We start from the raw sequence: 26,747 nt of genomic DNA on the forward strand, positions 1-26,747 counted from the left end.
CGGCGCGGTGGCCGGCGTCCCGTACGGGGCGCCGGGCGGACGGTGTCGCCGGGAAGGAGGAGCCGGGGCGTGGACGCGCTCGTATGGGAGCGAGAGCCGTGCGCATGGAACCTCCGGTCGAACCGTCCTTGACTGGTCGTATGACACACCGAACGGAACGCCCCGCCGGCCCGCCGGCCTCCTCCGCCCCCCACCCCGTCCCCGCCTCCTCACCGGGGGGACCCGCCCCGACCCTCGTCATCGGAGGCACCGGCAAGACCGGTCGTCGGGTGGCGAACCGACTCGCCGCCCGCGACCTGCCGGTGCGGATCGGTTCCCGATCGGGTGAACCCCCCTTCGACTGGGGGAAGCCGGAGACCTGGGAAGCCGTCCTGGAGGGGACGGGGGCCGTGTACATCACCTATTATCCGGACCTCGGCTTCACCGGCGCGGCGGAGGCGGTCGGAGCCTTCTCCCGTCTGGCGGTGGCCCGGGGGATCCGCCGGCTGGTGCTGCTCTCCGGCCGGGGGGAGGAGGGCGCCCTGCGCGCCGAACGCGAACTGCGGGAATCCGGCGCGGAGTGGACCGTGGTGCGAGCCGGTTGGTTCTTCCAGAACTTCGACGAGGGCTTCTTCCTGGAGTCGGTGCTCGCCGGGGAGTTGGCGCTGCCGACGGCGGACGCGGTCGAGCCCTTCGTGGACGTCGACGACATCGCCGACGTCGTGGTCGAGGTGCTCATCTCCGACGGCCACGTGGGACGGATCCACGAGCTGTCGGGGCCCCGGGCCCTGGACTTCCGGGAGGTCGCCGCCGAACTGTCCGAGGCCACCGGCCGTGAGATCCGGTACACCCCCGTACCGTTGGAGAGCTACCGCGCGGTGTTGGTGGAGCACGGCCTCCCGGCGGAGTTCGCCGACCTGTTCCGACTGCTCCTGGACGGACGCAACGCCCAGCCGGTCGACGGCGTGCGGGAGGTCCTCGGCCGGGCGCCCCGTGACTTCTCCCGGTACGCCCGGGAGACCGCCGCCACCGGCGTGTGGAACCCGACCGTCTCCTGACACCGGGAACGCACTGTCGACCGACCCGACCGGGGACGGTACGGTCGCTCCCGGCCGCCGCACCGCCCCGGCCCCCGACCCCGAAGGTGGACCCGGGCATGGACCCTCTTCCCCCACTCACCGGCACCGGCCCCCGCGGCCGGGTTCCGGAACCGGCCGAACCCGTCGGCCGGCCCGACGGGGTGGACGCGTTGACCGCCCTGTTGGACACCCCGAAGGCGCGCGGGGCCTTCCTCCTGAAATCGATCCTCAACCCGCCGTGGGCCCTGCGGATCGAGGACCGGGCCCCGATCTCCGTGGTGACCATGGCCCGGGGCGACGCAGTGGTGCGACCCGACGACGGGCCCGCCACCCGGCTGGGGCCGGGGGACGTGGCGGTGATCCGGGGACCCGGGCCGTACACCGTCTCCGACACCCCCGGGACGCCGGTCGGGGTGGTCGTGGGGCCGGGCCAGGACTGTGCGCCGGTGGGGCACCACACCGTCGGGGGCCCGGCCGAGCTGGGGATCCGACTCTGGGGCTGGAGCCCCGCGCCGGGATCATCGGTGATGATCACCGGCACCTACCGGGCGGAGAGCGAGGTCGGACGACGACTGCTGGCAGCCCTCCCGACGGTCCTGGTGCGCCCCGCGGTGACCGGGGACCCGCTGCCGGCCCTGCTCGCCGCCGAGATCGAACGGGATCTCCCCGGACAGGAGTTGGTCCTGGACCGGCTGTTGGACCTGCTGTTGGTGGGGGTCCTGCGCGGTTGGCTCGCCTCTCCGGCCGCCGCCGGAGCCGATCACCACCGGGCCCGGGGCGACGCGGTGGTCGGACCGGCGCTCCGGTTGCTCCACGAACGGCCCGCGCACCCGTGGACCGTCGCCTCGCTGGCCGCCGGGGTGGGCGTCTCCCGGGCGGCGTTGGCCCGGCGCTTCACCGAGGTGGTGGGCGAACCACCGATGGCGCACCTGACCGGGCTGCGGCTCGACCTGGCGGCGGACCTGCTCCGCGGACCGGGAGGCACCCTGGAGGGCGCGGCCCGACGGGTGGGATACGGCAGCGCCTTCGCCCTGAGCGCGGCCTTCAAACGGGTGCGCGGGGTGAGCCCGAGGGAGTACCGCGAGGGCGCGCGATCACCGCTGGGATCGCGCCCCGCCGGGGTACCGCACACCGTCGTTCTCGACGGCTGACGGCGGGTTCGGCGATCCCACCGGTGGGATTGCGCCACGGTCGCCGGGGTAGCCGCTGTCCATGATGACGCTGGGTGTCGAAGAGGAGTATCTGCTGGTCGATCCGGAGACCGGGTTGCCGGTCCCGGAGGCCGAACGGACGCGGGCCGCCATCGGTGGGGTTCCCACCGCCGGCGGCGACGAGGTGCAGTTGGAACTGTTGCAGGTGCAGGTGGAGATCGCGACCCCGGTGTGCGTCGGCCTGGATGAGGTCGCCGACCATCTGAGGCGGTTGCGCGGCTCGCTGGACGAGGCCGCGCGCAGCGTGGGGTGTCGGATAGCGGCCTGCGGGTCGGCGCCGTTCCTCGGGACGGATCCGGTTCCGGTGACCGATCGTCCCCGGTACCGCATGCTGTCCCGGGAGGCCCGGCAGTTGGTGGACGAGCAGTTGATCAACGGCATGCACTGCCATGTGGGGGTTCCCGACCGGGCCGCCGGGGTGGCGGTGCTCAACCGGCTGCGGCCGTGGTTGCCGGTGCTCGGCGCGATGGGCGCCAACTCCCCGATGTGGGAGGGTCAGGACACCGGGTTCGCCGACTGGCGCACGGTCGTCTTCGACCGGTGGCCGGTCAGCGGCCTGCCGCCCCGGTTCGCGGACGCCGAGGACTACGAGCGCCGGGTGGACGCCCTGTTGGCCACCGGGGTGATCGGTGACCGGGGCCAGTTGTACTGGCGGGCCCGTCTGTCGGAGAACTACCCCACGGTCGAGGTGCGCGGTCTGGACACCCAACTGGAGGTGGAGGAAGCCGTCGTGCTCGCGGGGATCGCCAGGGCACTGGTGACCACCGCCCTGGAGGACGAGAAGGCGGGCGTGCCGGTGCCGGACCTTCCCGACGAACTGCTGCGGGTCGCGGACTGGCACGCCGCCCGGAACGGTCTGGGCGGCACCCTGGTCGATCCCTTCGCCGGGCGTTCCCGGCCGGCCGCGGACGTGGTGGGCCACCTGTTGGAGCACATCGGCCCCGCGCTCGCCCGGCTGGGTGACGAGGGACGGGTCACCTCCGGTGTCGAGCGGCTCCTGCGCCGGGGCACCGGGGCCGAACGCCAGCGTCGCGCCATGCGGGAGGGGGGACCGGAGGCCCTGACCCGGTTGCTCGTCGAGCGGACCGCGGCGGGGTGAGACGGGCGGGGGTGGGGACCGAAACGCGCTTCGGTCCCCACCCCGGCCCGTCCGCGCGGACCGGCTCCCCGGTCCGGGAGCCGGCGCCCGGGGTGCGGGGACCGCTCCGTTCGGGTGGTTCGCCGGTGTGCCTCCCGCCGCGGGACCCCGACCTCCCCGATGGTCGGGGGAAGCCGCGTCCAGCCATCGGGGAGTGAGCCGGTTGACCGCGTTCCTGGATCGCCTCGGTCGTCGTCTGGGGTTGCGGACCGACACCGTGATCTTCTTCGTCTCGGCCGGGCTCACCGTCGCCTTCGTGGCCGTGGCGATCGCCCTCACCGAGACCGTGGACCGGGTCTTCCGGAACCTCTCCGGTTGGATCCTGGCCAACCTGGGGTGGCTCTACATCCTGGGCGTCACCACGTTCCTGCTGTTCCTGGTGTGGATCGCGCTGAGCCGCTGGGGCCATGTCCGGTTGGGCGGACACGACGCCCGTCCGGAATACGGCAACCGGGCCTGGTTCGCCATGCTCTTCGCCGCCGGTATCGGCACCATCCTGATGTTCTGGGGGGTGGCCGAACCGATCAGCCACTGGGCCGAGCCGCCGCGCGCCGATGTGGAGCCCCGCTCGGAGGAGGCCGCCGAACTGGCGATGGCCTTCTCCTTCTACCACTTCGGCCTGCACACCTGGGCGATTTTCTGCCTGCCCGCCCTGGCCTTCGCCTACTTCGTCCACCAGCGCCGGCTGCCGTTTCGGCTCAGCTCGGTGCTCCAGCCGCTGCTGGGGGACCGTATCCACGGGCCGCTGGGCCGGGCGGTGGACATCACGGCCGTGCTGGGCACCCTCTTCGGAGTCGCCGTCTCCATCGGTCTGGGCACCCTGCAGATCAACAGCGGGTTGGCGCAGCTGTTCGGCCTCGAGGAGAGCCAACGGGTCCAGGTGCTGTTGATCACGGTGGTCACGATCATCGCCACGATCTCGGTGGCGCTCGGCCTGGACCGCGGCATCAAGCGTCTCTCCACGTTGAACATCGGCATGGCGATCGGCCTGCTGATCTTCGTCTTCCTCACCGGTGCCACCGTCTTCCTGGCGCGCGGGGTCATCGAGATGATCGGGGTCTACCTCGGCTCCCTGGTCCCGCTGGCGTTCTGGAACGACGCCTTCGCCAACACCGGCTGGCAGGGGCAGTGGACGGTCTTCTACTGGGCGTGGACCATCACCTGGTCGCCCTTCGTGGGGATGTTCATCGCGCGCATCTCGCGGGGGCGGACCATCCGGGGGTTCGTGCTGGGCGTGCTGGGCCTGCCCACGGCCTTCACCATCATCTGGTTCAGCATCTTCGGACTCTCGGCCATCGACATCGAGCGGGAGGGCGACACCGGCCTGGTGGAGGCGGTGGTGGTACAGGGGGACGTCTCCCGGGCGCTCTTCGTCTTCCTGGAGAACTATCCGCTGGCGACCCTCGTCTCGGCGGTCTCGGTGCTCATCGTCGTCATCTTCTTCACCACCTCCTCCGATTCGGCCTCCCTGGTGGTGGACACCCTGTGCTCGGGGGACCGGGAGGAGCCCGGGCCGGTGCGGCAACGGGTTTTCTGGGCGATCACCGAGGGGGTGGTGGCCGGCACCCTCATCGCGGCCACCGGCAAGTCCGGTCTGGACGCACTGGCCGAGGTGATCACCGTCCTGGGACTGCCGTTCTTCCTGCTCGCCTTCCTGATGATGATCTCGCTGGTGCGGGCGCTCAACACGGATTACCCCGAGTTGCGGCGACCGCAGTTGCCGCGCAGCATCCGGCGGATGCCACGATCGGCCCAACGGGCCCGCCCGACGGCGGGCGGGCCCGTGCCGGGGCCGGGCCCGGGACCGGGGGACACCCCCGGGGCCCCACCCGGCGAACGGCCGATCGGGGGCGATTGAGGTTTCCCCGGCCGCTTTCCCCGGGCGGGGGCCGGGACCGCGGGATCCCGACCCCCGCCCGGGGAAAGAAGACGTCAGGACGCCGTGCAGGCACCGATCGTCGGGGCCGTCCAGGTGCCGTTGGCCATCACCGTGAAGCCGAAGCTGGTGGAGGCCCCCGCCGCCAGGTTGCCGTTGCCGTTGGGCCGCATCGTCATGACGTTGCCGCTGCCGTCCCAGGTGGGGCTGCCGTTCCAGGTCGCGGAGATCCGCTGCGGCGAGCGCACCGTGACGTTCACCGACCAGGAGGAGATGGGTCGGTTGCCGGCGGTCACCACGACCCGGCCGTTGAAGCGGTCGCCCCAGCGGTCGGTCTCGGAGTAGGTGACGGTGCAGGAGGCCGTGCCGCCGCCATCCCCGCCGCCCGTGCCACCGCCGGTCCCGCCGCCGGTGCCGCCCCCTCCGTCGGAGGAACCGCCCAGCGCCGCGAGCACCGCGTCGTAGGCGGGCTTCTTGTTGTAGTTGCCGTCGAACAGCAACGGGGTACCACCGCTGCGCCACGAGTACTTGTCCGTCACACCCCACACCGTGATGCCGGTGCACCGGGAGACGTTCAGACACGCCTGGATGACACGCCGGTAGTCGTTGGCCTGGGCGGTGCCGGAGCCCTCGATGTCCAGTTCGGTGATCTGCACCTCCACGCCGAGGTCGGCGAAGCGCTGGAGGTTGGCCTGGTAGTCGTTGGGCACCGGCGACTGGGGGTTGAAGTGGGACTGGAAACCGACACAGTCGATGGGCACACCGCGCTGCTTGAGGTCACGGACCAGGTTGTAGACAGCGTCGCTCTTGGCGTTGCGACCGTCGGTGTTGTAGTCGTTGTAGCAGAGCTTGGCGTTCGGGTCGGCGGCCCGCGCCATGCGGAAGGACTCCTCGATGTACCCGTTGCCCAGCACCCGCTGGAAGACCGAGTTGCGCCGCGCGCCGCTGCTCCCGTCCTGGAACGCCTCGTTGACCACGTCCCAGGAGTGGACCTGCCCGCGGTAGCGCCCCATCACGGTCTCGATGTGGGTCCGCATCACCGTCCGCAGTTCGGTGGCGTTGTTGATGTTGTCGACCCAGCCGGGCAGTTGGGAGTGCCACACCAGGGTGTGACCGCGCAGTGACATGCCCCGGCCACGGGCGTGGTTGGCGATCCGGTCGGCCTCGGTGAAGGTGAAGTTGCCGCGGGTGCGCTGCAGCGACTCCCACTTCATCTCGTTCTCGGCGGTGATGCTGTTGAACTCGCGGTTGAGCGTGTTCACGTAGTCCGATTCGCCGAGTCGGTTGTTGGCCACGGCGGCGCCGAAGTACCGACCCTTCTCCGCCGCGGCGGCCCCGAGGGTCGAGGCGGCGTTGGCGGTCCCGGACATCGACACGAGGCCGGCCGAGACCAGGACGCCCACGGCGCCGACGGTGAGGGCACGCCGCAGACGCGTCCGCAGCCGGGACCGCCCGGGGGCCCGGGGTGTTTCGTCGATCATCGTTGTCCCTTCTGGTGAACCGGCCGGGGCGTCCCGCCGCCCCGGCCGGATGGTGTCACCGGGCCCGTGGGGACGGCCGGGTGCGCGGCGGTGTCCCGACGGGGCGCGGGGTGTGCGGCTCCCGTGGCCTCCGGTGACGAACGTTCAGAAGTGTCCGCCCGGCCCCGAGGGGCGTCAACGAATGTTTCCGGAAAACTTCCGGACAATAAACTCCGAAAAACAACGATCGAGCATGCATCAGCAGCGCTTTTCCGTAGATCCGGACCCGTGGTGTGTGTCTTCGGCAGGTGAAGGGAAAGTTTTTCACCGATTCTTTCGAGAATTTTCCGAAATAGCTGTCGCGCGGAGGGGAGAGGAGGACCGTGCCGGTCCCACCCGGCTAGCGTGGGAGGGTGACCACCACCGGACCCGGGAACCGCGCTCCGGGTGCCACCGGAGCCGGCGGGCCCCGGCGGGCCCGCACCCCGCCGCCCCCACCGCGCGACGGCGTCGCCCACGAGGTCTTCGGCGACCTCCGCTGCCTGCTGATCGCTCCCCGGCTGCTCGTGCTCCAGGTCTCCCACCCCGTGGTGGGCGCCGGAGTGGCGGACCACAGCGACTTCCGCGCCGACCCGTGGGGGCGGTTGCTGACCACCCTGCTCTCGCTGACCACCGTGGTCTACGGAACGCCGGAGGAATCCCGCGCGGAGGCCCGCCGACTGCGCCGCCTGCACGCGGCCATGACCGGCACCGACGACACCGGTCGCCCCTACCGGGCCCTGGATCCCGAGGCGTACGCCTGGGTGCACGCCACCCTGGTCATGGGCCCGGTGGACGCCATGGCCCTCTTCGGCACCCCGCTGACCGGCGAGCGGCTGGAGACCTACCACCGGGAACTGCGGGAAGTCGGCCGCATCTGGGGCATCGCCGACCACCGCCTGCCCCCCGACCCCGCGGCCTTCGAGGCCCGATACGCCGAGACCGTCGCGCGGCGACTCGGGGACAACCGCGCGGTCCGGGACGTGCTGGAGGCCCTCGCCCACCCCACCCCACCCGTCCGCCGGATCCCGACGGCACCCTGGCGCGCCCTCACCCGTCCCGTCACCCGACGCCTGACCCTGGTCACCGTCGGTACGCTGCCGCCGATCCTGCGCGAGCGACTCGGCCTGCCCTGGACCCCTCGGGACGAACGCGACCTGCGTCGCCTCGCCCGCCGCGTGCGCCTGCTGGTCGAACCCCTCCCCGGACCGGTCCGGCTCGCCCTCCCACCGCTCCTTCTCCGCCTCGCGGCCCATCGCCGGGCGAGGGCGGCGCGGGCGGCCCGGCGGGCGGCGGGGCCGACTCACAACGGCCCGAGCACCCGCTCCAGATAGGGGTTGCCGAACACCCCCGCCGGGTCCAGCCGCGCCCGCACCCGCCGGAAGTCCTCGAATCGCGGATACAACCCCCGCAGCGTCTCCGCCCCCAACCGGTGCAGTTTCCCCCAGTGCGGCCGCCCACCCGCGGCGACCAACACCTCCTCGGCCGCCCGGAACCACCCGGCGTGCGGTCGCCGGTGGTACTGGTGCACCGCCACGTACGCGCTCCCGCGGCCGTGGGCGCTGGACAGCCACACGTCGTCGGCCGGTGTGAAGCGGACCTCGACCGGGAACCCCACCCGTTCCCCGTGCCGCTCCGGCAACCGCCGCAGCTCCCGCAGCACCTGCGACAGCACGGCGCGGGGGACGGCGTACTCCATCTCCCGGAACACCACCCGACGGGGCGAGGTGAGGACCCGGTGCGAGACGTCCGTGTACACCCGGGGGGACAGCGCCCGGGCGGCCACCGCGTTCAACCGGGGGATCGCGGCCGGCACCGCGCACCCCAGCCGGTTGACCCCCTCGTAGAGCGTGTTCGACAGGAACTCGTCCTCGAGCCGGGCCCGGATCCGGTTCAGCGGCTCGCGCCGCGCGGCGCCGAGCGGTCGGTTGTTGCGCTTGGTGAGTGTCCGGTCGGTGTGCGGGAACCAGTAGAACTCCATGTGCTCGTTCCCCTCCACCAACCCCTCCAGGTCCTCGATCACCCGGTCCAACGGCATCGGCGTCTCCACCGCGCGCAGCAGGAAGGCCGGCTCGCACCGCAGCGTCACCCGGGAGATCACGCCCACCGCGCCCAGCCCCAGACGGGCCGCGGCGAACACCTCGGGTTCCCGCTCCGCCGAACACCGCAGCACCGATCCGTCGGCCGTCACCAATTCCACCCCGCTCACCTGCGCGGACAGACCTCCCGAGGAACGCCCCGTGCCGTGGGTACCGGTGGAGATCGCCCCGGAGACCGTCTGGCGGTCGATGTCACCCATGTTGGTCAGCGCCATGCCGTGCGCGTCCAGCAGCCGGTTCAGGCGGTACAGCGGCATCCCCGCCTCCACCGTGACCAGACCGCGTTCGCGGTCCACCTCCACCGGCCGGTCCATCGCGTCCATCCGCAGGTGGAGCCCATCGGTGACCGCGACGCCGGTGAAGGAGTGACCGCTGCCCACCGCCTTCACCCGCAGCCCGCGCCCGGCGGCCTCCGCCACCAGTTCGGCGAGTTCGGCGGTGTCCCGGGGCCGGGCGGTGCGGGCCGGGCGGGCGCTCTCCGTTCCCGCCCAGTTCCACCATTCCGGAGTCGTTCCCCTCGCCCGGTGTGCCGTGGCCCGCCGTTGCCGTGTGCCCACCCGATCGTCCTCCCGCCCGGCGGTTCCGCCGCCCCGGCGCGGGACGGACGGGCGGCCAGTGTGGGGCCGGCCGCGGGAGGCGTCAACGGGTGGGCCGCGCTCCCGACCCGGCACCCCGCCCGCGCGCCCCCGAACCGCCCCGGACGCGTTCCGAACCGGGTGACGGGGCGCCCTTGACCCCGCCGGGACGGCGGCTACGGTGGTCGCCGACGGCCGGTCCCGTCGGATCCCCGACGGGATCCGACGGTCGAGCCGGGAACCATGTCGGGAGGGGGGACGTCGATGACCGCCGACGGCACCGTGCGCGGCCGCCCGGATTCCGCCCCGCCCCCCGCCGGTGGGACGGGCGGGCCCGAACGGGGATCCGAGGCGGCCCGGCGGGCGACCTTCCACCGTCTGGAGCGCGCCACCGCCGACCTCGAACCCCCCTTCGCGGTGGTGGACCTGCCGGCCTGGCGTCGCAACGCCGACGCCCTGACCCGCCGGGCCCTGGCCAAACCCCTGCGCACGGCGACCAAATCGCTGCGCTGCCGCTCCCTGATCCACCGCGCCGAACGTCTCCCCGGCTGGCACGGCGTCCTCGCCTTCACCCTCCCCGAGGCACTGCTGCTCGCGACGGACACCCCCGACGGGGAGTCGGGCATCACCGATGTGGTGGTGGGCTACCCCACCGCCGACCGGACCGCCCTGCGACGGTTGGCGACCGACCCGTCGGCCCGGGAGCGGATCACCCTGATGGTCGACTCGGTGGCCCACCTCGACCTGCTGGAGAGCGTGCTGGGGGAGGTGGGTCGCCCCGACCCGGAACCCCCGCTGCGGCTGTGCCTGGAGCTCGACGCCTCGCTGCGTCTTCTCGGTGGCCGGGCGCACATCGGCGTCCGCCGCTCCCCGGTCCACGACCCCGCCTCGGCCCGGGCCCTGGCCGAGGCGATCGCCCGCCGGCCGGGGCTGCGACTGGTCGGCATGATGGCCTACGAGGCGCAGATCGCCGGGATCGGCGACGCCCCCGCCGGGGCACCGCTGCGCGCCCTCGCGGTGCGGGGGATCCAGCGCCTCTCCGGCGCGGAACTGCGCGAGCGCCGGGCCGCGGCCGTGGCGGCCGTGCGGGCCGTGACGCCGCTGGAGTTCGTCAACGGCGGCGGCACCGGCAGCGTGGCGCGGACCGCGGCCGAACCGGCCGTCACGGAGATCGCGGCGGGCTCCGGCCTGTACGGTCCCGTCCTCTTCGACGGTTACCGGGACTTCCGGCCGATCCCGGCCGCGTTCTTCGCGCTGACGGTCGTACGACGACCCGCCCCCGGCATCGTGACGGTGCTCGGCGGCGGCTGGACCGCCTCGGGCCCGCCGGGACGCGACCGGTTGCCGCTGCCGGTCTTCCCCGCCGGGCTGCGGTACCTGCCCACCGAGGCCGCCGGTGAGGTGCAGACCCCTCTCGTCGGTGCCGCCGCCCGGGACCTGCGACCGGGGGACCGGGTGTGGTTCCGGCACGCCAAGGCGGGCGAGCCCGCCGAGCGGGTCAACCGACTGCACGTGATCGACGGCGATCGGATTGTCGAGGAGGCCCCCACCTACCGGGGCGAGGGCCACGCCTTCATCTGATCCCGGCCCCCCGACCCCTCCGCTCGCGCAGCGCCCGGGATCAGGCCGGGCGGTCGAGTCGGTCCACGCCGGGGCGGCGGCCGAACCACAGCAACCCTGCCCCCAGCGAGGCCACCAGCAACAGCCCCATGCCGCCCAGCATCCAACCGGCGCCGAAGTTGACGATCAGCGGCACCGCCGCCGCGGTGATCAGTCCGCCCCCGAAGAACGGCTCCAACGCCAACTGCTTGTAGCCGAAGGCCGGATAGGCGGGGGTCCGCAACTCGGGGTCGGCGATCCGCAGCAACACCAGGCCGGTCGCCGTCACGCCCAGGGACTGCCCCATGTCACCGATCCCGCGCTCGAACCAGTGGTCGGGCATCACCCGGGGGGCGAGGAAGAGGAAGGCGCCCACCGACCACAGCAGACCGGTCGCGGTGAGCAGCAGGAAGGGGCCCAGGTTGTCGGCGATGACCTGCAGCGACAGGGTACCCAGGGCGGCGATGATCAGCATGTCCAGGGAGAAGCCCTGCAACCGCTCCACCAGCTGCCGGTCCACGATCTCGTACCGGTCGAAGGACTGGATCGCCACCTGGACGACGATCCCGCCGATCATCGCCATCGGGAACAGCGGGACGTAGGCGAACAGCTCCACCGTGTCGATCCACAACCACCGCTCCACGGCCTGGAGCCCGGAGAGGATCAGCCATCCGATCATCACCGAGATGGCCAGCAGCCCGAAGTGCAGGGTGAGGGGCTCGATGGAGGAGGGGTGCACGGTCAGGGTTCCGGCGGAGCGGCGGTTCTCCTTCTCCACCAGGCCGGCCTGCTCGGAGACCGTGGGAGTGGCACCCGCGCGCAGTTCCGTGGTGCGTCCGGTCCGCACCCCCCAGTTGATCAGGATGATACCGACCACGATGCCGGAGAGCAGCCCCACGGTGGCCATGCCGAGCGCGAGATCCTGGCCCTCGGGGAAACCGAAGTCGGCGAAGGTGTCGCCCAACCCGGCGGCGGTGCCGTGTCCGCCCTCGAAGCCGATCTCGATCAGGGCGCCGGTCAGCGGTGGCAGGTCGAACACCGGCCCCAGCACCAGCAGTGCCAGCAGCAGGCCCAACACGTACTGCCCGCTCGCCAGGGTGGCCCCGAAGGCGATCTGCGGACCGGCCATCCGACCGGCCTCCCGGGGGCCGGGCAGCCGGTGACCGAGGAAGAGGCCGGCGAAGACCACCGAGATCAGCAGGCCGGGAAGGGTGCCCCACACCTCCAGCACCTCGACGGTGAACAGCCCCGCGTCGGCGAGGCCGTCCGCGCCCAGCGCCGGGGCCAACCGGCCGAGCACGTCGGGGCCGCAGATCAGCGCGATGCCCCCGCCGATGATCGAGCTGGGGACGAACAGCTTCTGGGCCAGTCGCCACTTGACCCGGACGAGCTTGGCGAGGAGTAGGAGCCCCCCGAGCAGCAGCAACGCGAAGCCGATGGTGTTCGGGGACATCTCACCTTTTCCGTGTCGGGGCGCCCGTCGGGGCGCCGGGCGCCGTTCCGGGCGCCCGGCGGGACCGTGGGTGCCGTCGGTGCCCCGGCCGCCGGGCCCGGCGGGGCCCCGGTCCGGCTCACCGTCGCACCGGACGCGCACCACCGTATCGGGGGAGCGCCCGGGAACGGGGATCGTGCGGGCGTGTCCCGCCCCGGCGCCCGGTGCGGGACACGGGAGGCGGTTCGCCCCGCACGCCGGGGCACGACCCCGGGTCGCACCCCGACCGGGTGGGCGCGCGCCTCCCCGGGACGTTCCCCGGGCCCCGAACGGGGGGCGGACACGCTCCTCGCTCACCCGTTCGGGCGCACCCGGCGAGGTGGATTCTCCCGGGCCCCTCCGGGATCACGCGGGTCCGACGTTCCCGGGAGGCCGTCCCCGGTGTCCCGCACGACCACCGACGACGCGCCCCCGGAGCACGGGCCGGGGATCGACGGGTGACCGGGGAGCCGTGCGTGCCCCGGTCACGCCGTCCGCGCGCCGGTTGCCGGCCCGATCCGGGCCCCGCACGCTGTCCGGAACGACAGGGCCGGCCCCCGGCCGCCGGGGGACGTCGATCACGCCGGGAGCCGCCATGCCCGCCTACTTCGCGACAGAGCCCGAGTCCCTGCTCGCCGACGCGTTGAACGGGTTCTGCCGGGCCCACACCGATCTGGTCGTGCGGGACGCCGGGAACGGGTACCTCCGGGCCCGTCACCCCTCCCGGGACCGGCGGGTCGGCCTGGTGTCCGGGGGTGGCTCCGGACACGAGCCGCTGCACATCGGTTTCGTCGGCGCGGGCATGTTGGACGCCGCCTGCCCGGGCCGGGTCTTCACCTCGCCCCACAACCGGCAGATCCTGGAGGCCTCCCGCGCGGTCGCCGGACCCGGGGGTGTGCTGCACATCGTGAAGAACTACACCGGCGACCGGATCAACTTCGGCATCGCCGCCGAACGTCTGGCCCACCTGGGCATCCCCTGCGCCCGGGTTCTCGTCGACGACGACCTGGCGACCGCGACCGGGGGACCCGGCCCCGGTCGCCGGGGCACCGCCGCCACGGTGCTGGTGGAGAAGGTGCTCGGAGCGGCGGCCGATCGGGGGGCGGGGTTGCCGGAACTGGTGCGGTTGGGAGAGCGGGTGACGGCCCGGTGCCGGAGCCTCGCGGTGGCCTCCCGGGCCCACGGGCTACCCGCCACCGGAGCACCCGCTTTCGAACTGGCGGCCGACGAGGTGGAGTTCGGTGTCGGCATCCATGGAGAACGGGCGGAACGGACCATCCCCGGTGAGCCGTTGAACCGACTGCTGGAACGGATGACCGACCCCCTGTTGGCCGCGCTCGCCCCCGCTCGGGGCGAACCGGTGATCCTGCTGGTCAACGGCCTGGGCGCGGTCACCGATCTGGAGCTGTACGCGATCCTCGACGCCGGTGAGCGACTGCTGCACAAGCGGGGGACGCCCCCCGCCCGCTGCGCGGTGGGCGAGTTCGTCACCACCCTGGACATGCGGGGGTTCTCGCTCACCCTCCTGGTCGCCGACGAGGAGACGCTCGACCTGTACGACGCCCCCGTGCACACGCCGGTGTGGCGGTGGTGATCGACCCGGTTCCCCCTCCGGGTCCGGCCTCCGGTCGCACCGGGTCGTCGGGCCGGGGGAGGAACGGGGTCGCCGGCCCCGTTGACGGGGACGGTACGGAAGTGTGGGGGAGGGCGAGGAAGGGAGTGAATGCCATGACATGCGACGGCGTCTTCACCGAGCGATGGGTTCGACGGTTCGCCGAATCGGTCGCGATGACCGAGCCCGAACTCACCGATCTCGACCGTCGGGTCGGGGACGGTGACTTCGGCACCAATCTCCTGATCGGTCTCACCGCCACCACCCGGGCCCTGGACCGCTCGCGGGCGGAGCCGGGCCCCCCGGTTCCCGACGCCTCCGTCCCGCTGGAGACCATGGCCGGTGTCTTCCTCGACGAGGTCGGCGGCACCAGTGGCCCGTTGTTCGGTCTCGTCTTCCAGGAGTTGGCCGCGGCGGCCCGGACGGCAGGCCCGGTGCTGACCGGGGCCGCCGTGGCGGACGGCCTCGAGGCGGGCCTCGCGGCCGTCCGCCGGGTGGGGGAGGCCGAGCCCGGTGACAAGACGATGGTGGACGCGCTCCTTCCCGCGCTGATCGAGGTCCGCCGCGCCGGTTCGCTGCCGGCGGACCGGGCCCTGGCGGTGGCCGCGCTGGGCGCGCGTCGGGGTGTCTCGGAGACGGCCCGCCTGCGGGCCCGGCGCGGGAGGGCCGGCTATCTCGGGGATCGGGTCACCGGGGTGCCCGATCCCGGGGCGGTCGGGGTGGCCCTGTTGTTCGCCTCGGCGGCCGGCCCGGTCGGGGCCCTGGCCCCCTGGTGGGAGCGCGGGGTGCCGCGCGCCCACCTTCCCGTCACCCGTATCGGGGACCCCGAACCGGGCACGGACACCGGCACCGGAGCGGGGGTGCCCGCGGGACGCTGAGGTGGTGCCCGGCCCCGTCGGGACGGACGCCCGGGGTGGGGCGTGTCCCGCCCCGGCGGGGTCCGACCGGGGGTCGGGCGTCGGTGCCTACCGGGCCGGGTGTCCCGGCCCGCCCGCCGGGTCGGGAGCGGGCTCCGCCCGCCGGGGGGAGACCAGCGCCGCCCCGGCGGGGGAGGGGGCGAACAGCGCGGGGTCGTCGAGACGCTCCACCCACCGTTCCACCCCTTCCGCACCCTCGGGGGGCTCGGGCCCCACGCCGATGACGCGCAGACCCGCCGCACGGGCCGAACGGATGCCGCACACCGAGTCCTCCACCGCCAGGGACGCCCGGGGGTCGGCCCCGCACAGACGGGCGGCGGTGGCGTAGGGGTCGGGATACGGCTTGGGCCGGATCCCCCCTTCCGGGACCACCACCCGGGCGAAGTAGTGGAGAAGTCCGGCCGACTCCAGACAGGTCTCCACGATGTCCCGCGGGCAGTTACTGGCCACGGCCAGTGGGGCCAGCTCGGCGGCGAAGCCGACGAACTCCACCGCGCCCGGCACCGTCACCGCGTCGACTGCGACCAGCTTCCGGAATTCATCCAGGAGTCGGCCGGTCATCTCCGTGGATTTCTCCGGCCGGCCGCACAGTTCGGCCATGAGGCGCCCGCATTCCGAATAGTGCATTCCCTTGGTTCGTGCGGAGAAATCGGTGTCCGGAGTGATACCCAGGTCCGCGAGTGCCACCCTCCGGGCCTCGATCCAGTGGTGCTCGGTGTCCATGAGGGTGCCGTCGCAGTCGAACACCACTGCGGAGAAGGAGGTGCCGAGGATGAGTTTCGACGTCATGTGTCGTCCTTTGTCGAGGGCTTTTCCGGAAAGCGGCCGTAATGCTGTCACCGGACGGGCGCACGATGAATCGGCGCGAGAATGTCGATCGGCTCTTCACCCGTGCGGGAACGCGGTGAATTCAAGAGGGGGCGGCCGTGCCCGGACTTCCGACCCGGCGTGAAATGCCGAAGCGATCGGAGTGATGGACGCCATCATAATTTCCGGATCCAACGAACGTCAATTCTTCGGGAAAAGTGTTTTGGCGCGAATTTATCAGGAATTATGGAATGCCATTCCGGTGGTGCGAAAATTGGGGCGCCCGCCGGAGTGGAAAAAGTGAATTCGGGGAGTGGGGAAAGGGCGTGAACGCCCCGCCCGGCCGGTGTGCGCGGAGTGCCCCCGCCCGGGGTCCCGCCCCGGGGCGCGCCGGGATCCGGGTGTCCGCCCCGGTGCGCGGGAGGGCCGTGCGTCACGGCCGCTCACTCCACCGGCACGTCCGAACGCCCTCCGCGCGCCGGTGGGGGGTACGGTCGTGAGCGCCCACCGATCCATCGACGGGCCGGGGACCCCGCCCGGATGCGGCGGGGTACGGCCCGGGAGCTCCCGGAGGGAGACCCCACATGTCCCTCGGTCAGATAGGCGAGCCGGAGCCCTCCCCGGAGGAGTCCGGCCGCGCCTTCCGCCGCCCCCCGCGCGGCCTTCTCGTCCTGCTCGCCCTCGTCCCGGCGCTCGTGCTCATAGGCGTCCTGGTCGTCGCCTCACCGTGGTCCGGTCCCGGCTCGGAACCGGAGATACGCGGCCTGCCGGAGGGCGAGGTCTTCAACGCCCACACACTGGAGGGCGCGGAACTCTCGGTCCACGGCTCCGGGCTCGGGGAAGCCGCCATCAGCCTCAACGGCGAACCGGTGGAGGCCCGATCCACCGAGGACGGTGTCGTCGTCGACGTCTCGCACCTGGACGACGGCGAGTACACCCTCCGGGTGGCCGCCGATGCCACCGCCTCCCGCACCTTCACCGTCCGCACCACCCCGCCCGCGCTGAGTCTGGATCCGATCGAGGCCGACGCCCCGGGCGAGCCGGTCACCGTCACCGGTACCGCGCCCGACGCAGTCGCCATCGCCCTGGCCGATGGGGAGGGGGAGGCCGGCGACGCGGAGGCATCCGCGGACACCGCCCCGGCCGCCCCCGACGGGCCCACCGCCGCGACCGTCGAACCCGACGAGGAGGGCGGTTTCTCCCTACCGGTCGACAGCCCCGGCGCCACCGTCCGGGTGATCGCCACCGACGCGGTCGGCAACACCACCACCGCCGAGGTGGAGATATCCGTCGGCTTCCCCGTGGTCCGCGCCGCCCACCTGACCGCCTCCGCGTGGGCTTACGACGCGCTGCGCGAGCCGGTCCTGGACCTGGTCCGGGAGGGCAAACTCACCGCGGTCCAACTCGACATCAAGGACGAGTCCGGGGAGATCGGCTACGATTCGCAGGTGCCGCTGGCCCGTGAGATCGGGGCGGTGCGAGCCCTCTACGACGCGCGCGAGGCCATCGAGGAGATCCACGAGGCGGGCGGTGAGGTCGTCGGGCGCATCGTGGCCTTCCGCGACCCCATCCTGGCCCGTGCCTCCTGGGAGGACGGACTGCGCGACCGGGTCGTGCAGACACCGTCCGGCGAACCCTACGGGGCGAACACCGCCTACGGTTCCCTCAGCTTCACCAACTTCGCCGACCCCGACACCCGGCAGTACCACATCGACCTGGCGGCCGAGGCGGCCGAGTTGGGCTTCGACGACATCCTCTACGACTACATCCGCCGCCCCGACGGACGGCTGGACGGACAGGTCTTCCCCGGTCTCGGGGACCTGACCCCGGAGGAGTCGATCGTCGCCTTCACCGCCGACACCCGGGAGGTGGTGCGGACGCACGGGGCCCGGCTGGGCGTCTCGGTGTACGGGATCGCGGCCACCCGCCCCACCGAGATCGCCCAGGACATCCCGGCCATGGCGGAGCACGTCGACTACATCGCCCCGATGATCTACCCCTCGCACTGGGGTCCCGGCGAGTACGGCGTGGCGAATCCGGACGCCCAGCCCTACGACATCACCCACCGCTCGCTGGCCGACTTCGCCGCGATCACCGAGGGCACCGGCGTGGAGATCGTGCCCTGGCTGCAGGACTTCTCGATGGGGGTGCGCTACGGGCCCGAGGAGGTGGCCGACCAGATCAGGGCCGCCGCCGACAACGACATGCCCTCGTTCCTGCTGTGGAACGCCGGGGCCCGCTACCAGGCAGAGGCGCTGGACATCGCGGCCGAGGCGCTCGCCGGGGACTGATCACCCGGGCCCGCCCCACCACCCGGGCGGGCCCGGCACCGGCGGATCCGCCCGGGGAGGGACGGCCCCCGCGCTCATGAGGAGAGCGCGGCGGCGGCCTCCTCCACGCTCGGCCGAATGGTGAACAGCTGGTCCAGCCCCACGATCCCGAACAGCCGCATCATCTCGTGGTCGGGCCCCGCGAGCACCAGTCGTCCCCCCGGGTCCACCACTCTTCGGTAGGCGCCGACCAGCGCCGCGATACCGCTGGAGTCGCAGTAGTTCAGACCCGAGATGTCCACGATCACCGCGGTGTCGGGGGCGGGGGGCAGGTCGTCCAGGGTGCTGCGCAGCCGGGGGGCGGTGTGGTGATCCAACTCCCCGGCCACCGCCAGCAGCCAATGCCCCCGTGGGTGGGCGCGCAGCGTCACGTCGAAGTCGTCGTTGTCCACACCGAACCTCCTGCCCCGGAACCGATCCCCGATCGACCACCGGGGCCCCGGCCGAACCGGGGAGGGAACGGCGACGTGCCACCCGGCGCGCCGATCCGTCCACCGGCCGTCCCCCGGCATCCGTGACGCGGGGACGCGACCGTGCCATCAGTCTACGAGAACGCCCGGTTCCCACCCCGGCGCCCGGTGGGGCGTGCCATGAACGTGCCGACCGGTTCGGGAAGGGGCGACGGAACGGCGGTCGTGCCCCGACCCCCACCGGCACCCGGGCGATCGTAGGGAAAACGGGTGCCGGTGGGTGCCGGAGCGGGAGGCCCCCGGGGGCACGACCGTCGCCGTGCCCCTGCGGATCGACCGGTGAACGGGCCCGCGTCCGCCCCGCCCCCCGGGGCGGAGCGTGATCACCGGCCGTCGGACGTGGAACCGCCGGGAGGGTCGAGCGACATCGTCATCCGGATCACCAGACCGTTCGGCAGGGAACGCATCTGGACCAGATCGCACAACCGGTTGATCATCCACAACCCGCGCCCCCCGGTCGCCGAGAACGGATCGGGGCGGCTGATGCCGGCCAGGGGATCCGTCAACCGTCCGGCGTCCCTGGTCTCCGCCCGGAGCCGGGGGCCCTCGACCCACAGCCGCAGCACCCCGCCGCCACCACCGTGCCGGACCGAGTTGGTCGTGGCCTCACCGACCGCCAACACCAGATCGGTTCGGCGTTCGACGGGCAGACCCGCCTCACGGGCCCGGGAGTCGGTGGCGGTCCGCACCATGCCCAGTCGGTCCTCGTCGTAGGGCAGCGATATCGCCCCCGCCGGTGGTTCCGGGAGCGGGAGATCCTCCTCCCACCGGTCGGTGTACGCCGGATTGGGCCGGTGCTTCCGACCCTCCAGCACCGCCGGATGGGAGCGGAGCGCATCCTCCAGGACCCCGGCGGGAACCGAGGACACGTCGTAGGAACACAGTGCGGAGGCCGAACTGCCCGCGAGAGCCGGGTTGATCAGCGCCTCGTGCCGCATCGCCTCCCGCACCTCCTCCGCGTCCCGGCCGGGCCACACGGGCTCGCCGACCAGCCGGGGGCGTCGCTTCGGGTGCCGGTCGACGAACTCCCGGAACGCCGACAGGGCCCGTCCCGGATTGACGCCGTACCCCCCGGTGACGAACCAGGTCACCTCCCGGGCCAGCGATCCGAGGTTCTCGCGCAGCAGCCGTTCCCGGCTCTCCGGCAACACCACGAGGACCGGTTCCCCGTTCTCCACCCCGGCCCGGACGAACGCCCCGACGCCGGACAGGAAGCCCGTTTCGCCGCGGTAGAAGAAGGCCGGGTGGGTGAAGGTGTCGACTCGTCTTCCGCCGGTCGCGGCCGCGGCGCCTCTCGTCATCGGGACACGACCTCCGGCGCGGCGCTCAATTCGGGAAAGACCTCCAGGAGTCGCGGCGGCGACGGTGGTGGACCGACCACCACGAGACGGCTCCCCGGCTCCCGCGTCGCGGCGGCCACCAGGCGGACCGCCCCGTCGAGGTCGATGTACCTCGGTTCCGACAGGTCCAGCTCCACCACGTCGTCCCCGAACCGCGTCAGCGCCGCGGCCGCGCCGGTCACCACGTGGCGGACGGCCTGGTTCACCTCGCCGTCGAGGACGAGGCCCGCACGGTCCGGCAGGGGGGCGACCCGCGGTGTCGGCGGGCCGAGCTCCTCGTTCCCGAGGCGTCGGTGCCCGGGGTGGACGCCGGCCAGGAGGGCCACCTCGGCGTCCGGTATCAACCTGAGGTCGTACAGGCACAGGGCGGCCGGCGACGGCAGCCGTTCGAAGATTTCGTGATGGACCCGCGGCTCGTACTCCAGCAACCGCTCGGAGCCCGGCACCCCGGGACCACACCAGGGCATCTCCCCGATCGCCCGCAGGCCCCCGAAGCCGGCTCGCTCGGCCTCCCGGAGCGAACGGTGCCACTGCTCCACCATGCGGTCCGGATCGAAGGGGCCGTCGGGGAAGTAGGCGTCCCTGGCCGCCACCACGGACAGCTGTCCCCGTTCCCGGGCGCCCGTGGCGTCGAACCCGTGCTCCTCGAGCATGTGGAGGACCGCCTCGGGCGGGGTGCTCTCGACGAAGTACCCCATGCGTTCGCGCTGTTCGAAGGAGGGGCGCGGGAAACGGACCACGGGGGCGTTCCGGGTCGCGTCATCGGAGAACACGGCGCTGAGATGATTGTCCCCGGGCCGGGTACCACTCGATCCCGCGACGACGGTGCGGGGCATGAGCGGACCTTCCGTGCGGGGCGGGGCGGGGCGGGGTGTCGGGTTCGTGACACACCACTGTAAAACAGGCCTTCCTTCCCGGGAACGGGGTCCGGCCCCGTTGGGAGCGGCGCCCCCGCCCGTCGGTCGCCGGTTTCCGCTCCGCCGATCCGGGGAAGCCACCCCGTCGGCCGTGCCGCGGCGGCCGGGGTTCCGGAGGCCCCCGTACGTCCGCTCCCGACCCGCCCGTCACACCCCGTCCCGTCCGGGGTCGCCACGCAGAAAGCACCACCGTGTTCCGTACCTACCTGCTGCCCGTCGAGGCGGCGGTCCTGGTCTTCCCCGTCGTCGTCGCCGTGATCATGATCCCCGTGGCCGTACGGGGCTATCGGCGGCGTGGTCGGGCCGGCGGTTGGTCGGTCCTCGTCTTCTACAGCTTCGTCTTCTACCTCATCGCGGCGCTGCTGCAGACGCTGATGCCGCTGCCGGCGGACACCGACGCGCACTGCTCGGTCACCCGCTACGCCGCGGTCCCGCAGCTGGAGCCCTTCGCCTTCCGGCACACCGTGGCGGGCGCCGCCGGCGGCGACTGGTCGCCGATGAACCTGTTGGGGCTGGCCCCCGCATGGACCACCCTGCTGAACCTCGTCCTGCTCCTGCCGCTGGGCGTCTATCTGCGGTACCACCTGCGCCGCGGGCTCCTCGCCTCCGGACTTCTCGCCCTCGGCACCTCGCTGTTCTTCGAGATCACCCAGTACACCGGTCTGTGGTACCTCTACGCCTGCCCCTACCGGCAGTTCAATGTGGACGACCTGGCGCTCAACACCCTCGGGGCGGTCATCGGGTGGTTCCTCGCCGGGCCGTTGGGCCGCCGACTGCCGGTCAACGACCCCCGGCCGGAGCGCCTGCGGTACGGCAACCGGGTCACCCTCACCCGGCGCGGTCTGGCCCATCTGCTGGATGTGATCGGCTGCCTGGTGGTGTGGACGATGGCCACCGGTCTCCTCGCCGTCCTCGGCACCCTGGACCTGGCCGCGGGGCGGCGCTGGGCCCTGCTGCTCGCGGCCGGGATCGGCCTGGTGTGGTTCTGGTTGCTGCCGGCCCTGCTGCGCACCACCCCGGGCAAGCGGGCCGTGCTGTTGCGCGTCGAGCGTCCCGGCGGCCGACGGGCGGGCTTCCGGCGGATCACCGCCCGGACGTGGCTGCTGTACTCGCCGTTCGCACTCCTGTGGTGGTGGGCCGCCGACCGCGCGGACGTGCTGCCGTTCCCGGTACCGGAGCCGGTGGCCCGCGCTCTGCCGTTCCTCCTGGTGGCCGCCGGGGCGCTGGTGTGGGTGTGGTCGCCGCTCGCCGCGGCGCTGCGGGGCGACCACCGCGCGCCGTACGAGCGCTGGACCGATACCGTCATCCTGGCCGTCCCCAACCGCCGCGAGCGCCGGGACGCCCGCCCCGTCGCCCCGTCGCCGCGGGGGCGTCCGGAGGCCCCCGACGGCGATGGGGAGTCCCCCGAGACGGACACCGCGACCGACGGCGCCGAACTTCCCGACCCGCCCGGGGTGGAGGGGACGAGGTCGGTGGGTCCGTCGTCCCGGGGCTGATCGGGTCGGCCCGCGATGCCGCGGGTCGCTCGCCCCGTCGACCGATCGCCCGACCGGGGAGGGCTTTCGCCGGATCTGGAGATTCCGGGGAGGTGCGGTCCGTGGCGATGACCCCGGCGTCGATTCGGGGCAGGCTGTGCCCCCATGAGGATCCGACCGACAGAGACGGTACTCACGGTGGCGGTGCTGCTCGTTCTCACCGTGGGGTGCAGCGCGGACGACGGCCCGGATGATCCGCCGGTGAACGAGGGCGGTACCTCCGCGCCGTCGCCGCCGGGAACGGATGCCCGGAGCGGGCCCGGCGCCGGGGAGCTGGTGGCGGAGTTGCGCGCGGAACTGGGGGAGGAGGGCTTCGGGGAGTCCAGGGACAACACCGAGGCCTGCTCCAACGAGGCCGCCGGCGGTGACCGGCACGAGAAGGACTGCGATCGACTCGTCGTCACCGATCAGGTCTCCGTCTACGAGTTCCCCACCGGTGAGGTGGCGGCGGAATGGGTGAACCGCTACGGGGACTTCCACGGCGAGGAGTGGCGGACGGTCGGCCGCTTCGCGCTGGTGTGGAACACCCCCGAGCAGGCCGCGGTGCCCGCCGAGCGGCGCGACGAGATCACCGAACTGGTCGAGGGCCGGGCCGGGGAGGGGTGACCCCCGGGTCGGGAACGTGCCCGCGCCTCCGACCCGGAAGAGGCGGGTGGCGGATCAGGGACGGCCGACGGCCGGGATCTCCTCCCCGGCCGGAGGGGGGCCGGGCGGGGTCCCGTCCCCGAACGGCCGACCGCCCAGGTCCTCCCGCCCGTGCGGGGTGAGCCACCCGGAGAGATCCGGTCCCGCCGGCACGATCCCGGAGGGGTTGATGCCGGTGTGCACCCGGTGGTAGTGCCGCTTGATGTGGTCGAAGTCGACCGTGTCACCGAAGCCCGGCGTTTGGTACAGATCCCGGACGTATCCCCACAACACCGGGTCCTCGGTCAGCTTGTACCGGTTGCACTTGAAGTGGCCGTGGTAGACGGCGTCGAAGCGCACCAGCGTGGTGAACAGCCGGATGTCCGCCTCCGTGATGGTGTCGCCCACCAGGTACCGCTGCCCCCGCAACCGCTCCGACACCAGTCCCAGACGACGGAAGACGTCCTCGTAGGCCTGCTCGTACTCCTTCTGATCCGAGGCGAAACCGGCTCGGTAGACACCGTTGTTGACGTCCCGGTAGATGCCTTCCATCACCTCGTCGATCTCGTCCCGCAGGGCCCGCGGGTACAGGTCCGGCGCGCCGGGACGGTGCAGCGCGGTCCACTCGGTGGCCAGGTCCAGCGTGATGCGTTGGTAGTCGTTGGTGACCAACTTCCCGCCGGGTATGTCCACGATCGCCGGCACGCTGACCCCGCCCGGGTACTCGCTTTCCCGCGCGTCGTACGCCTCGTGCAGGAAGCGGATGCCGAGCACCGGGTCACGGTCGTCCGGATCCAGGGTGAAGCGCCAGCTGCGGTCGTCCTGGATGGGATCCGTGACCGCCGAGGAGAGGGTGTCCTCCAGGCCGAGCAGCCGCCGCGAGATCAGCGCCCGACTCGCCCAGGGACAGGCCCGGCTGACCACCAGACGGTACCGGCCCGCCTCCACCGGCCAACCGTCCCGCCCGTCGGCGGTGATCCGGTCGGCGAAATGGCTCGTGGATCGTTTGAACGGCTTGCGGCCGTACGAGGCGTTGCCCTCCGTGCCGGCGCTGGTCTCGCTCACGGTCCGATCTCCTTCCCGGGGGAACGACGCCGATGGGCGCCCCTCCCCGCCGTGTGGACGTCACGCTGTGCCCTCTTCTTCCCGGAAGAGCCGTCCGGATGCCCCGGAATGTCCTCGGTCGCGAAACCGTGGCGGCGGGACCCGGCCCCCGGCCGGCATCCCGGTCCACGGGCCGAGCCGCCGCGCGTCGGCGCGTCGCCGGTGTGCCCGGGCCCGGCCCGGGGCAGGGTGCGAGGGGCGTACCGCGGAGGGAATCCCGGAAGGAGCCGGTGTCATGGCGGCGTTTCCCCGTCCCCCCGTCCCCCCGTTCCTCCCTCCGCGCCCGTCGGCGGGAGCGGAGGCCCGGGGGAGGACCCGATGACCGACGACCCGCCCCGTCTGCTCCCCGGCTCCGCCGCGGAGCGGGAGAGGTTCGCCGAGCAGCTCCTGGACCGGCTGACACCCCTGATGAGCGCTCTGGGGCTGCTCTTCCTGTTCGTGGTCATCGGTGAGCGCCTGGCCCGTCCGGACAGCCTGGTCGGCACCGTCCTCGCCCTGCTCGGTTGGATCCTGTGGGGCGCCTTCGTCGCGGAGTTCGCGGTACGTCTGATCGCGGCTCCCCACCGGCCGCGGTTCCTGCGGCGCAACTGGTGGCAGATCGTCTTCCTCGTCCTGCCCTTCCTGCGGATCCTGCGTCTGGTCCGCTCCTTCCGGGTGCTGCGCGGGGGCAGGGTGCTCTCCTCGACCGTGCGCTCCTCGCGTTCCGCCGGGAGGGTGCTGGGCAACCGCATCTCCTGGTTGGCGGTGGTGACCGCCATCGTGGTGCTGGGCAGCTCGGAACTGTTGCACGGCTTCGCGGTGTATCCCACCTTCGGGGACGCCCTCCACGCCACCGCGATGGCCGCCATCAGCGGTGCGCCGTTGGGGCAGGAGGATCCGTGGGCCAGGGTGGTCGAGGTGTTGTTGGCCATGTACTCGGTGGGGGTCTTCGCCACTCTGGCGGCCACCGTGGGGGCGTATTTCGTGGACGCCCGCTCCCGAGCGGGGGTCGCCGGCGAGCCCCCGGACGACCCGGGCCCGGCGGCCCCGGAGCGGTCGTGACGGGCCGGGGGCGGTTCGTCACGATGCCCCGGAGATCCCGCCCCCGGGATGCGGGGGTGGAGGGGGAGGTGGGTGCAGGTCGGGTGAAAGCGCTTTCCCCGAGGGGGGAACAGCCCGCCGGGATGTGCCATGCTGCGATCCGTCGGACGACGTCCCCGAGCCGGCGGCCCCGGACGGGACCCACCGGCCACCGGCCGTCGTCCCCGTCGATCCCGCCCCGCCGAACGGCCTCCCGGCCGGGGCGCCCGGATCGGCGCGGGGAACCCCAAGCCCGGACATCGCCCCGGCGCGGTACGCGTCGGCGACGCCCGGACGATCGGCGAGCGCGATCGGTGCTTCGGCCCGGTTCCCGGCGTCCACCCCCACACCCCCACCCGGAGGCACTCCGTGACCGACACCCCGGCCGCCCCGACCGGGTCCCCGACCCGACGCCGCCTGCTCGGCACCCTGCTGCCGGCCGGCGCCCTCGCGGTGACCGGACTCGCCGTCACCGCCCGGTACGGCCTGGCGAACACCACCCCCGACGCCGCCCCCACCGCGTCCTACCCCCACCCCGGCGTGGTCACCGGCGCCACCCGCCTGCACGACCCCAGCGCCGTGAAGCGCCCGGGTGGCGGCTACCTGATCGCCCACACCGCCCATCACATCGGCCTGAAGACCTCCACCGACCGGATCGCCTTCCGTGACGCCGGGACGGCCTTCCCCGGCGGGGCTCCCTGGACCACCCCCTACACCGGGGGCGACCGCAACCTCTGGGCGCCGGACATCTCGTACCGCGACGGCCGCTATTTCCTCTATTACTCCGCATCCACCTTCGGCTCCAACCGCTCGGCGATCTTCCTGGCCACCAGCACGAGCGGGAACTCCGGCACCTGGAACCACGAGGGCCTGGTGATCGAGTCCCGGACCACCGACAACTTCAACGCCATCGACCCCCACCTGCTGGTGGACGACGACGGCCGCTGGTGGATGTCCTTCGGCTCCTTCTGGTCCGGCATCAAGCTCGTGGAGCTGAACCCGGTCACCGGTATGCGGGCCGGCACCACCGTGCGCTCCATCGCGAGCCGGGGCGGTGGCGCCATCGAGGCCCCGGTCATCTTCAAGCGGGGGAACCACTACTTTCTGTACGTCTCCTACGACGCCTGCTGCCGTGGGGCGCAGAGCACCTACCGCGTCATGGTGGGGCGTTCCACGAGCGTCACCGGCCCCTACTTCGACCGCGACGGCGTGCCCATGATGTCCGGCGGTGGCACCGAGATCCTGGCCGGGCACAACGACATCCACGGCCCCGGCCACCAGGAGGTCTTCGCCGACACGGACGCGGACGTGCTGATGTACCACTACTACGCGAACGACGGGACGGCGCTGCTGGGCGTCAACCTGCTCGGTTACGACGCGCGGGGTTGGCCGTACGTGTACTGATCCCGGCCGTCGCCTGGATCTCCTGCTGACCACCAGTCGTCCCGGCCGGTTGCCGCGTCACGTGCCGGTGATGCGCCGTGACGCCCTCGCGGGCCCGTACAC

22 protein-coding genes are annotated in these 26,747 nt (G+C 72.8%); 14 read left to right on the plus strand and 8 right to left on the minus strand.

Annotation, left to right across the window (positions count from 1 at the left end; all coding sequences use genetic code 11):
* Window positions 1–140 precede the first annotated feature (140 nt).
* The 4 genes from LZF96_RS23875 to LZF96_RS23890 all read left to right on the plus strand — a co-directional run bounded on the left by LZF96_RS23875 (window position 141) and on the right by LZF96_RS23890 (window position 5,265).
* On the plus strand, window positions 141–1,037 hold the full coding sequence (locus LZF96_RS23875) for an NAD(P)H-binding protein (protein ID WP_233876477.1): 897 nt from the start codon (window positions 141–143) through the stop codon (window positions 1,035–1,037).
* Window positions 1,038–1,135: 98 nt separating this feature from the next.
* Entirely contained in the window at window positions 1,136–2,209 is a 1,074-nt protein-coding gene (locus LZF96_RS23880; RefSeq protein WP_267941300.1) for an AraC family transcriptional regulator, read from the plus strand.
* 61 nt (window positions 2,210–2,270) lie between these two features.
* A complete protein-coding gene (locus tag LZF96_RS23885; protein WP_233876479.1) occupies window positions 2,271–3,368 on the plus strand; it encodes a glutamate--cysteine ligase in 1,098 nt (365 codons plus the stop codon).
* A gap of 202 nt (window positions 3,369–3,570) precedes the next feature.
* Window positions 3,571–5,265 carry a BCCT family transporter gene (locus tag LZF96_RS23890; protein WP_233876481.1) on the plus strand — a complete coding sequence of 565 codons (1,695 nt, stop codon included), beginning with the start codon at window positions 3,571–3,573 and terminating at the stop codon, window positions 5,263–5,265.
* Window positions 5,266–5,339: 74 nt separating this feature from the next.
* Here the strand turns inward: LZF96_RS23890 and LZF96_RS23895 are convergent, their stop codons facing one another.
* A complete protein-coding gene (locus LZF96_RS23895; RefSeq protein WP_233876483.1) occupies window positions 5,340–6,764 on the minus strand; it encodes an endo-1,4-beta-xylanase in 1,425 nt (474 codons plus the stop codon).
* 392 nt (window positions 6,765–7,156) lie between these two features.
* Between LZF96_RS23895 and LZF96_RS23900 the strand changes: the two genes are divergently transcribed.
* Window positions 7,157–8,116, plus strand: coding sequence for an oxygenase MpaB family protein (locus LZF96_RS23900; RefSeq protein WP_233876485.1), 960 nt, complete (start codon window positions 7,157–7,159; stop codon window positions 8,114–8,116).
* Here LZF96_RS23900 and LZF96_RS23905 read toward each other — a convergent pair.
* The gene (locus LZF96_RS23905) at window positions 8,086–9,438 is read right to left on the minus strand and encodes a D-arabinono-1,4-lactone oxidase (RefSeq protein ID WP_233876487.1); all 1,353 of its coding nucleotides are present in this window, start codon (window positions 9,436–9,438) and stop codon (window positions 8,086–8,088) included. The genes LZF96_RS23900 and LZF96_RS23905 overlap by 31 nt on opposite strands.
* A gap of 282 nt (window positions 9,439–9,720) precedes the next feature.
* Here LZF96_RS23905 and LZF96_RS23910 point away from each other — a divergent pair, with 282 nt between their 5' ends.
* Window positions 9,721–11,037, plus strand: a complete 1,317-nt coding sequence (locus tag LZF96_RS23910) for an amino acid deaminase/aldolase (RefSeq protein WP_233876489.1) — start codon at window positions 9,721–9,723, stop codon at window positions 11,035–11,037.
* Window positions 11,038–11,077: 40 nt separating this feature from the next.
* On the opposite strand, the gene LZF96_RS23915 is transcribed toward LZF96_RS23910, so the two are convergent.
* Window positions 11,078–12,508, minus strand: coding sequence for a sodium/glutamate symporter (locus LZF96_RS23915; protein WP_233876491.1), 1,431 nt, complete (start codon window positions 12,506–12,508; stop codon window positions 11,078–11,080).
* 613 nt (window positions 12,509–13,121) lie between these two features.
* Between LZF96_RS23915 and LZF96_RS23920 the strand changes: the two genes are divergently transcribed.
* A complete protein-coding gene (locus tag LZF96_RS23920; protein ID WP_233876493.1) occupies window positions 13,122–14,120 on the plus strand; it encodes a dihydroxyacetone kinase subunit DhaK in 999 nt (332 codons plus the stop codon).
* Between the two features lie 134 nt (window positions 14,121–14,254).
* Window positions 14,255–15,016 (plus strand): dihydroxyacetone kinase subunit DhaL, encoded by a 762-nt coding sequence (dhaL, locus tag LZF96_RS23925; RefSeq protein WP_233876495.1) that lies wholly within the window; start codon window positions 14,255–14,257, stop codon window positions 15,014–15,016.
* A gap of 87 nt (window positions 15,017–15,103) precedes the next feature.
* Here the strand turns inward: dhaL and LZF96_RS23930 are convergent, their stop codons facing one another.
* Window positions 15,104–15,844 carry an HAD family phosphatase gene (locus tag LZF96_RS23930; protein WP_233876497.1) on the minus strand — a complete coding sequence of 247 codons (741 nt, stop codon included), beginning with the start codon at window positions 15,842–15,844 and terminating at the stop codon, window positions 15,104–15,106.
* A 184-nt stretch (window positions 15,845–16,028) separates the two neighbouring features.
* Between LZF96_RS23930 and LZF96_RS23935 the strand changes: the two genes are divergently transcribed.
* Both LZF96_RS23935 and LZF96_RS23940 read left to right on the plus strand, forming a co-directional pair.
* On the plus strand, window positions 16,029–16,166 hold the full coding sequence (locus LZF96_RS23935) for a hypothetical protein (protein ID WP_233876499.1): 138 nt from the start codon (window positions 16,029–16,031) through the stop codon (window positions 16,164–16,166).
* A 280-nt stretch (window positions 16,167–16,446) separates the two neighbouring features.
* On the plus strand, window positions 16,447–18,153 hold the full coding sequence (locus tag LZF96_RS23940; RefSeq protein ID WP_233876501.1) for a putative glycoside hydrolase: 1,707 nt from the start codon (window positions 16,447–16,449) through the stop codon (window positions 18,151–18,153).
* A gap of 74 nt (window positions 18,154–18,227) precedes the next feature.
* On the opposite strand, the gene LZF96_RS23945 is transcribed toward LZF96_RS23940, so the two are convergent.
* The 3 genes from LZF96_RS23945 to LZF96_RS23955 form a co-directional block, all read right to left on the minus strand.
* Window positions 18,228–18,584, minus strand: coding sequence for an STAS domain-containing protein (locus tag LZF96_RS23945; protein WP_233876503.1), 357 nt, complete (start codon window positions 18,582–18,584; stop codon window positions 18,228–18,230).
* A 401-nt stretch (window positions 18,585–18,985) separates the two neighbouring features.
* Window positions 18,986–19,963: a sensor histidine kinase gene (locus LZF96_RS23950; protein ID WP_233876505.1), complete on the minus strand. Its 978-nt coding sequence runs from the start codon at window positions 19,961–19,963 to the stop codon at window positions 18,986–18,988.
* Window positions 19,960–20,838: an MEDS domain-containing protein gene (locus LZF96_RS23955; protein ID WP_233876507.1), complete on the minus strand. Its 879-nt coding sequence runs from the start codon at window positions 20,836–20,838 to the stop codon at window positions 19,960–19,962. Before LZF96_RS23955 ends, LZF96_RS23950 begins: the two co-directional genes overlap by 4 nt.
* A 272-nt stretch (window positions 20,839–21,110) precedes the next feature.
* Between LZF96_RS23955 and LZF96_RS23960 the strand changes: the two genes are divergently transcribed.
* Together LZF96_RS23960 and LZF96_RS23965 are read left to right on the plus strand one after the other, a co-directional pair.
* On the plus strand, window positions 21,111–22,415 hold the full coding sequence (locus tag LZF96_RS23960) for a VanZ family protein (RefSeq protein WP_233876509.1): 1,305 nt from the start codon (window positions 21,111–21,113) through the stop codon (window positions 22,413–22,415).
* Window positions 22,416–22,559: 144 nt separating this feature from the next.
* Window positions 22,560–23,060, plus strand: a complete 501-nt coding sequence (locus tag LZF96_RS23965; protein ID WP_233876511.1) for a hypothetical protein — start codon at window positions 22,560–22,562, stop codon at window positions 23,058–23,060.
* Window positions 23,061–23,114: 54 nt separating this feature from the next.
* Here the strand turns inward: LZF96_RS23965 and LZF96_RS23970 are convergent, their stop codons facing one another.
* Window positions 23,115–24,143 carry a glutathione S-transferase family protein gene (locus LZF96_RS23970; RefSeq protein WP_233876513.1) on the minus strand — a complete coding sequence of 343 codons (1,029 nt, stop codon included), beginning with the start codon at window positions 24,141–24,143 and terminating at the stop codon, window positions 23,115–23,117.
* Window positions 24,144–24,500: 357 nt separating this feature from the next.
* Here LZF96_RS23970 and LZF96_RS23975 point away from each other — a divergent pair, with 357 nt between their 5' ends.
* Together LZF96_RS23975 and LZF96_RS23980 are read left to right on the plus strand one after the other, a co-directional pair.
* Window positions 24,501–25,223: an ion transporter gene (locus LZF96_RS23975; RefSeq protein WP_233876515.1), complete on the plus strand. Its 723-nt coding sequence runs from the start codon at window positions 24,501–24,503 to the stop codon at window positions 25,221–25,223.
* A gap of 387 nt (window positions 25,224–25,610) precedes the next feature.
* Window positions 25,611–26,645 (plus strand): arabinan endo-1,5-alpha-L-arabinosidase, encoded by a 1,035-nt coding sequence (locus LZF96_RS23980; RefSeq protein WP_233876517.1) that lies wholly within the window; start codon window positions 25,611–25,613, stop codon window positions 26,643–26,645.
* Window positions 26,646–26,747 lie beyond the last annotated feature (102 nt).

Source organism: Streptomyces sp. ST2-7A (assembly GCF_021390475.1).
Classification (GTDB): Bacteria; Actinomycetota; Actinomycetes; order Streptomycetales; family Streptomycetaceae; genus Streptomyces.

What these genes read in the sequence shown, in the direction of transcription:
- LZF96_RS23875 (WP_233876477.1), top strand. Translation starts at nt 141, where the DNA reads ATGACACACCGAACGGAACGCCCCGCCGGCCCGCCGGCCTCCTCCGCC.
- LZF96_RS23880 (WP_267941300.1), top strand. Translation starts at nt 1,136, where the DNA reads ATGGACCCTCTTCCCCCACTCACCGGCACCGGCCCCCGCGGCCGGGTT.
- LZF96_RS23885 (WP_233876479.1), top strand. Translation starts at nt 2,271, where the DNA reads ATGATGACGCTGGGTGTCGAAGAGGAGTATCTGCTGGTCGATCCGGAG.
- LZF96_RS23895 (WP_233876483.1), bottom strand. Translation starts at nt 6,764, where the DNA reads ATGATCGACGAAACACCCCGGGCCCCCGGGCGGTCCCGGCTGCGGACG.
- LZF96_RS23910 (WP_233876489.1), top strand. Translation starts at nt 9,721, where the DNA reads ATGACCGCCGACGGCACCGTGCGCGGCCGCCCGGATTCCGCCCCGCCC.
- LZF96_RS23915 (WP_233876491.1), bottom strand. Translation starts at nt 12,508, where the DNA reads ATGTCCCCGAACACCATCGGCTTCGCGTTGCTGCTGCTCGGGGGGCTC.
- LZF96_RS23920 (WP_233876493.1), top strand. Translation starts at nt 13,122, where the DNA reads ATGCCCGCCTACTTCGCGACAGAGCCCGAGTCCCTGCTCGCCGACGCG.
- dhaL (WP_233876495.1), top strand. Translation starts at nt 14,255, where the DNA reads ATGACATGCGACGGCGTCTTCACCGAGCGATGGGTTCGACGGTTCGCC.
- LZF96_RS23930 (WP_233876497.1), bottom strand. Translation starts at nt 15,844, where the DNA reads ATGACGTCGAAACTCATCCTCGGCACCTCCTTCTCCGCAGTGGTGTTC.
- LZF96_RS23935 (WP_233876499.1), top strand. Translation starts at nt 16,029, where the DNA reads ATGGACGCCATCATAATTTCCGGATCCAACGAACGTCAATTCTTCGGG.
- LZF96_RS23940 (WP_233876501.1), top strand. Translation starts at nt 16,447, where the DNA reads ATGTCCCTCGGTCAGATAGGCGAGCCGGAGCCCTCCCCGGAGGAGTCC.
- LZF96_RS23950 (WP_233876505.1), bottom strand. Translation starts at nt 19,963, where the DNA reads ATGACGAGAGGCGCCGCGGCCGCGACCGGCGGAAGACGAGTCGACACC.
- LZF96_RS23955 (WP_233876507.1), bottom strand. Translation starts at nt 20,838, where the DNA reads ATGCCCCGCACCGTCGTCGCGGGATCGAGTGGTACCCGGCCCGGGGAC.
- LZF96_RS23965 (WP_233876511.1), top strand. Translation starts at nt 22,560, where the DNA reads ATGAGGATCCGACCGACAGAGACGGTACTCACGGTGGCGGTGCTGCTC.
- LZF96_RS23975 (WP_233876515.1), top strand. Translation starts at nt 24,501, where the DNA reads ATGACCGACGACCCGCCCCGTCTGCTCCCCGGCTCCGCCGCGGAGCGG.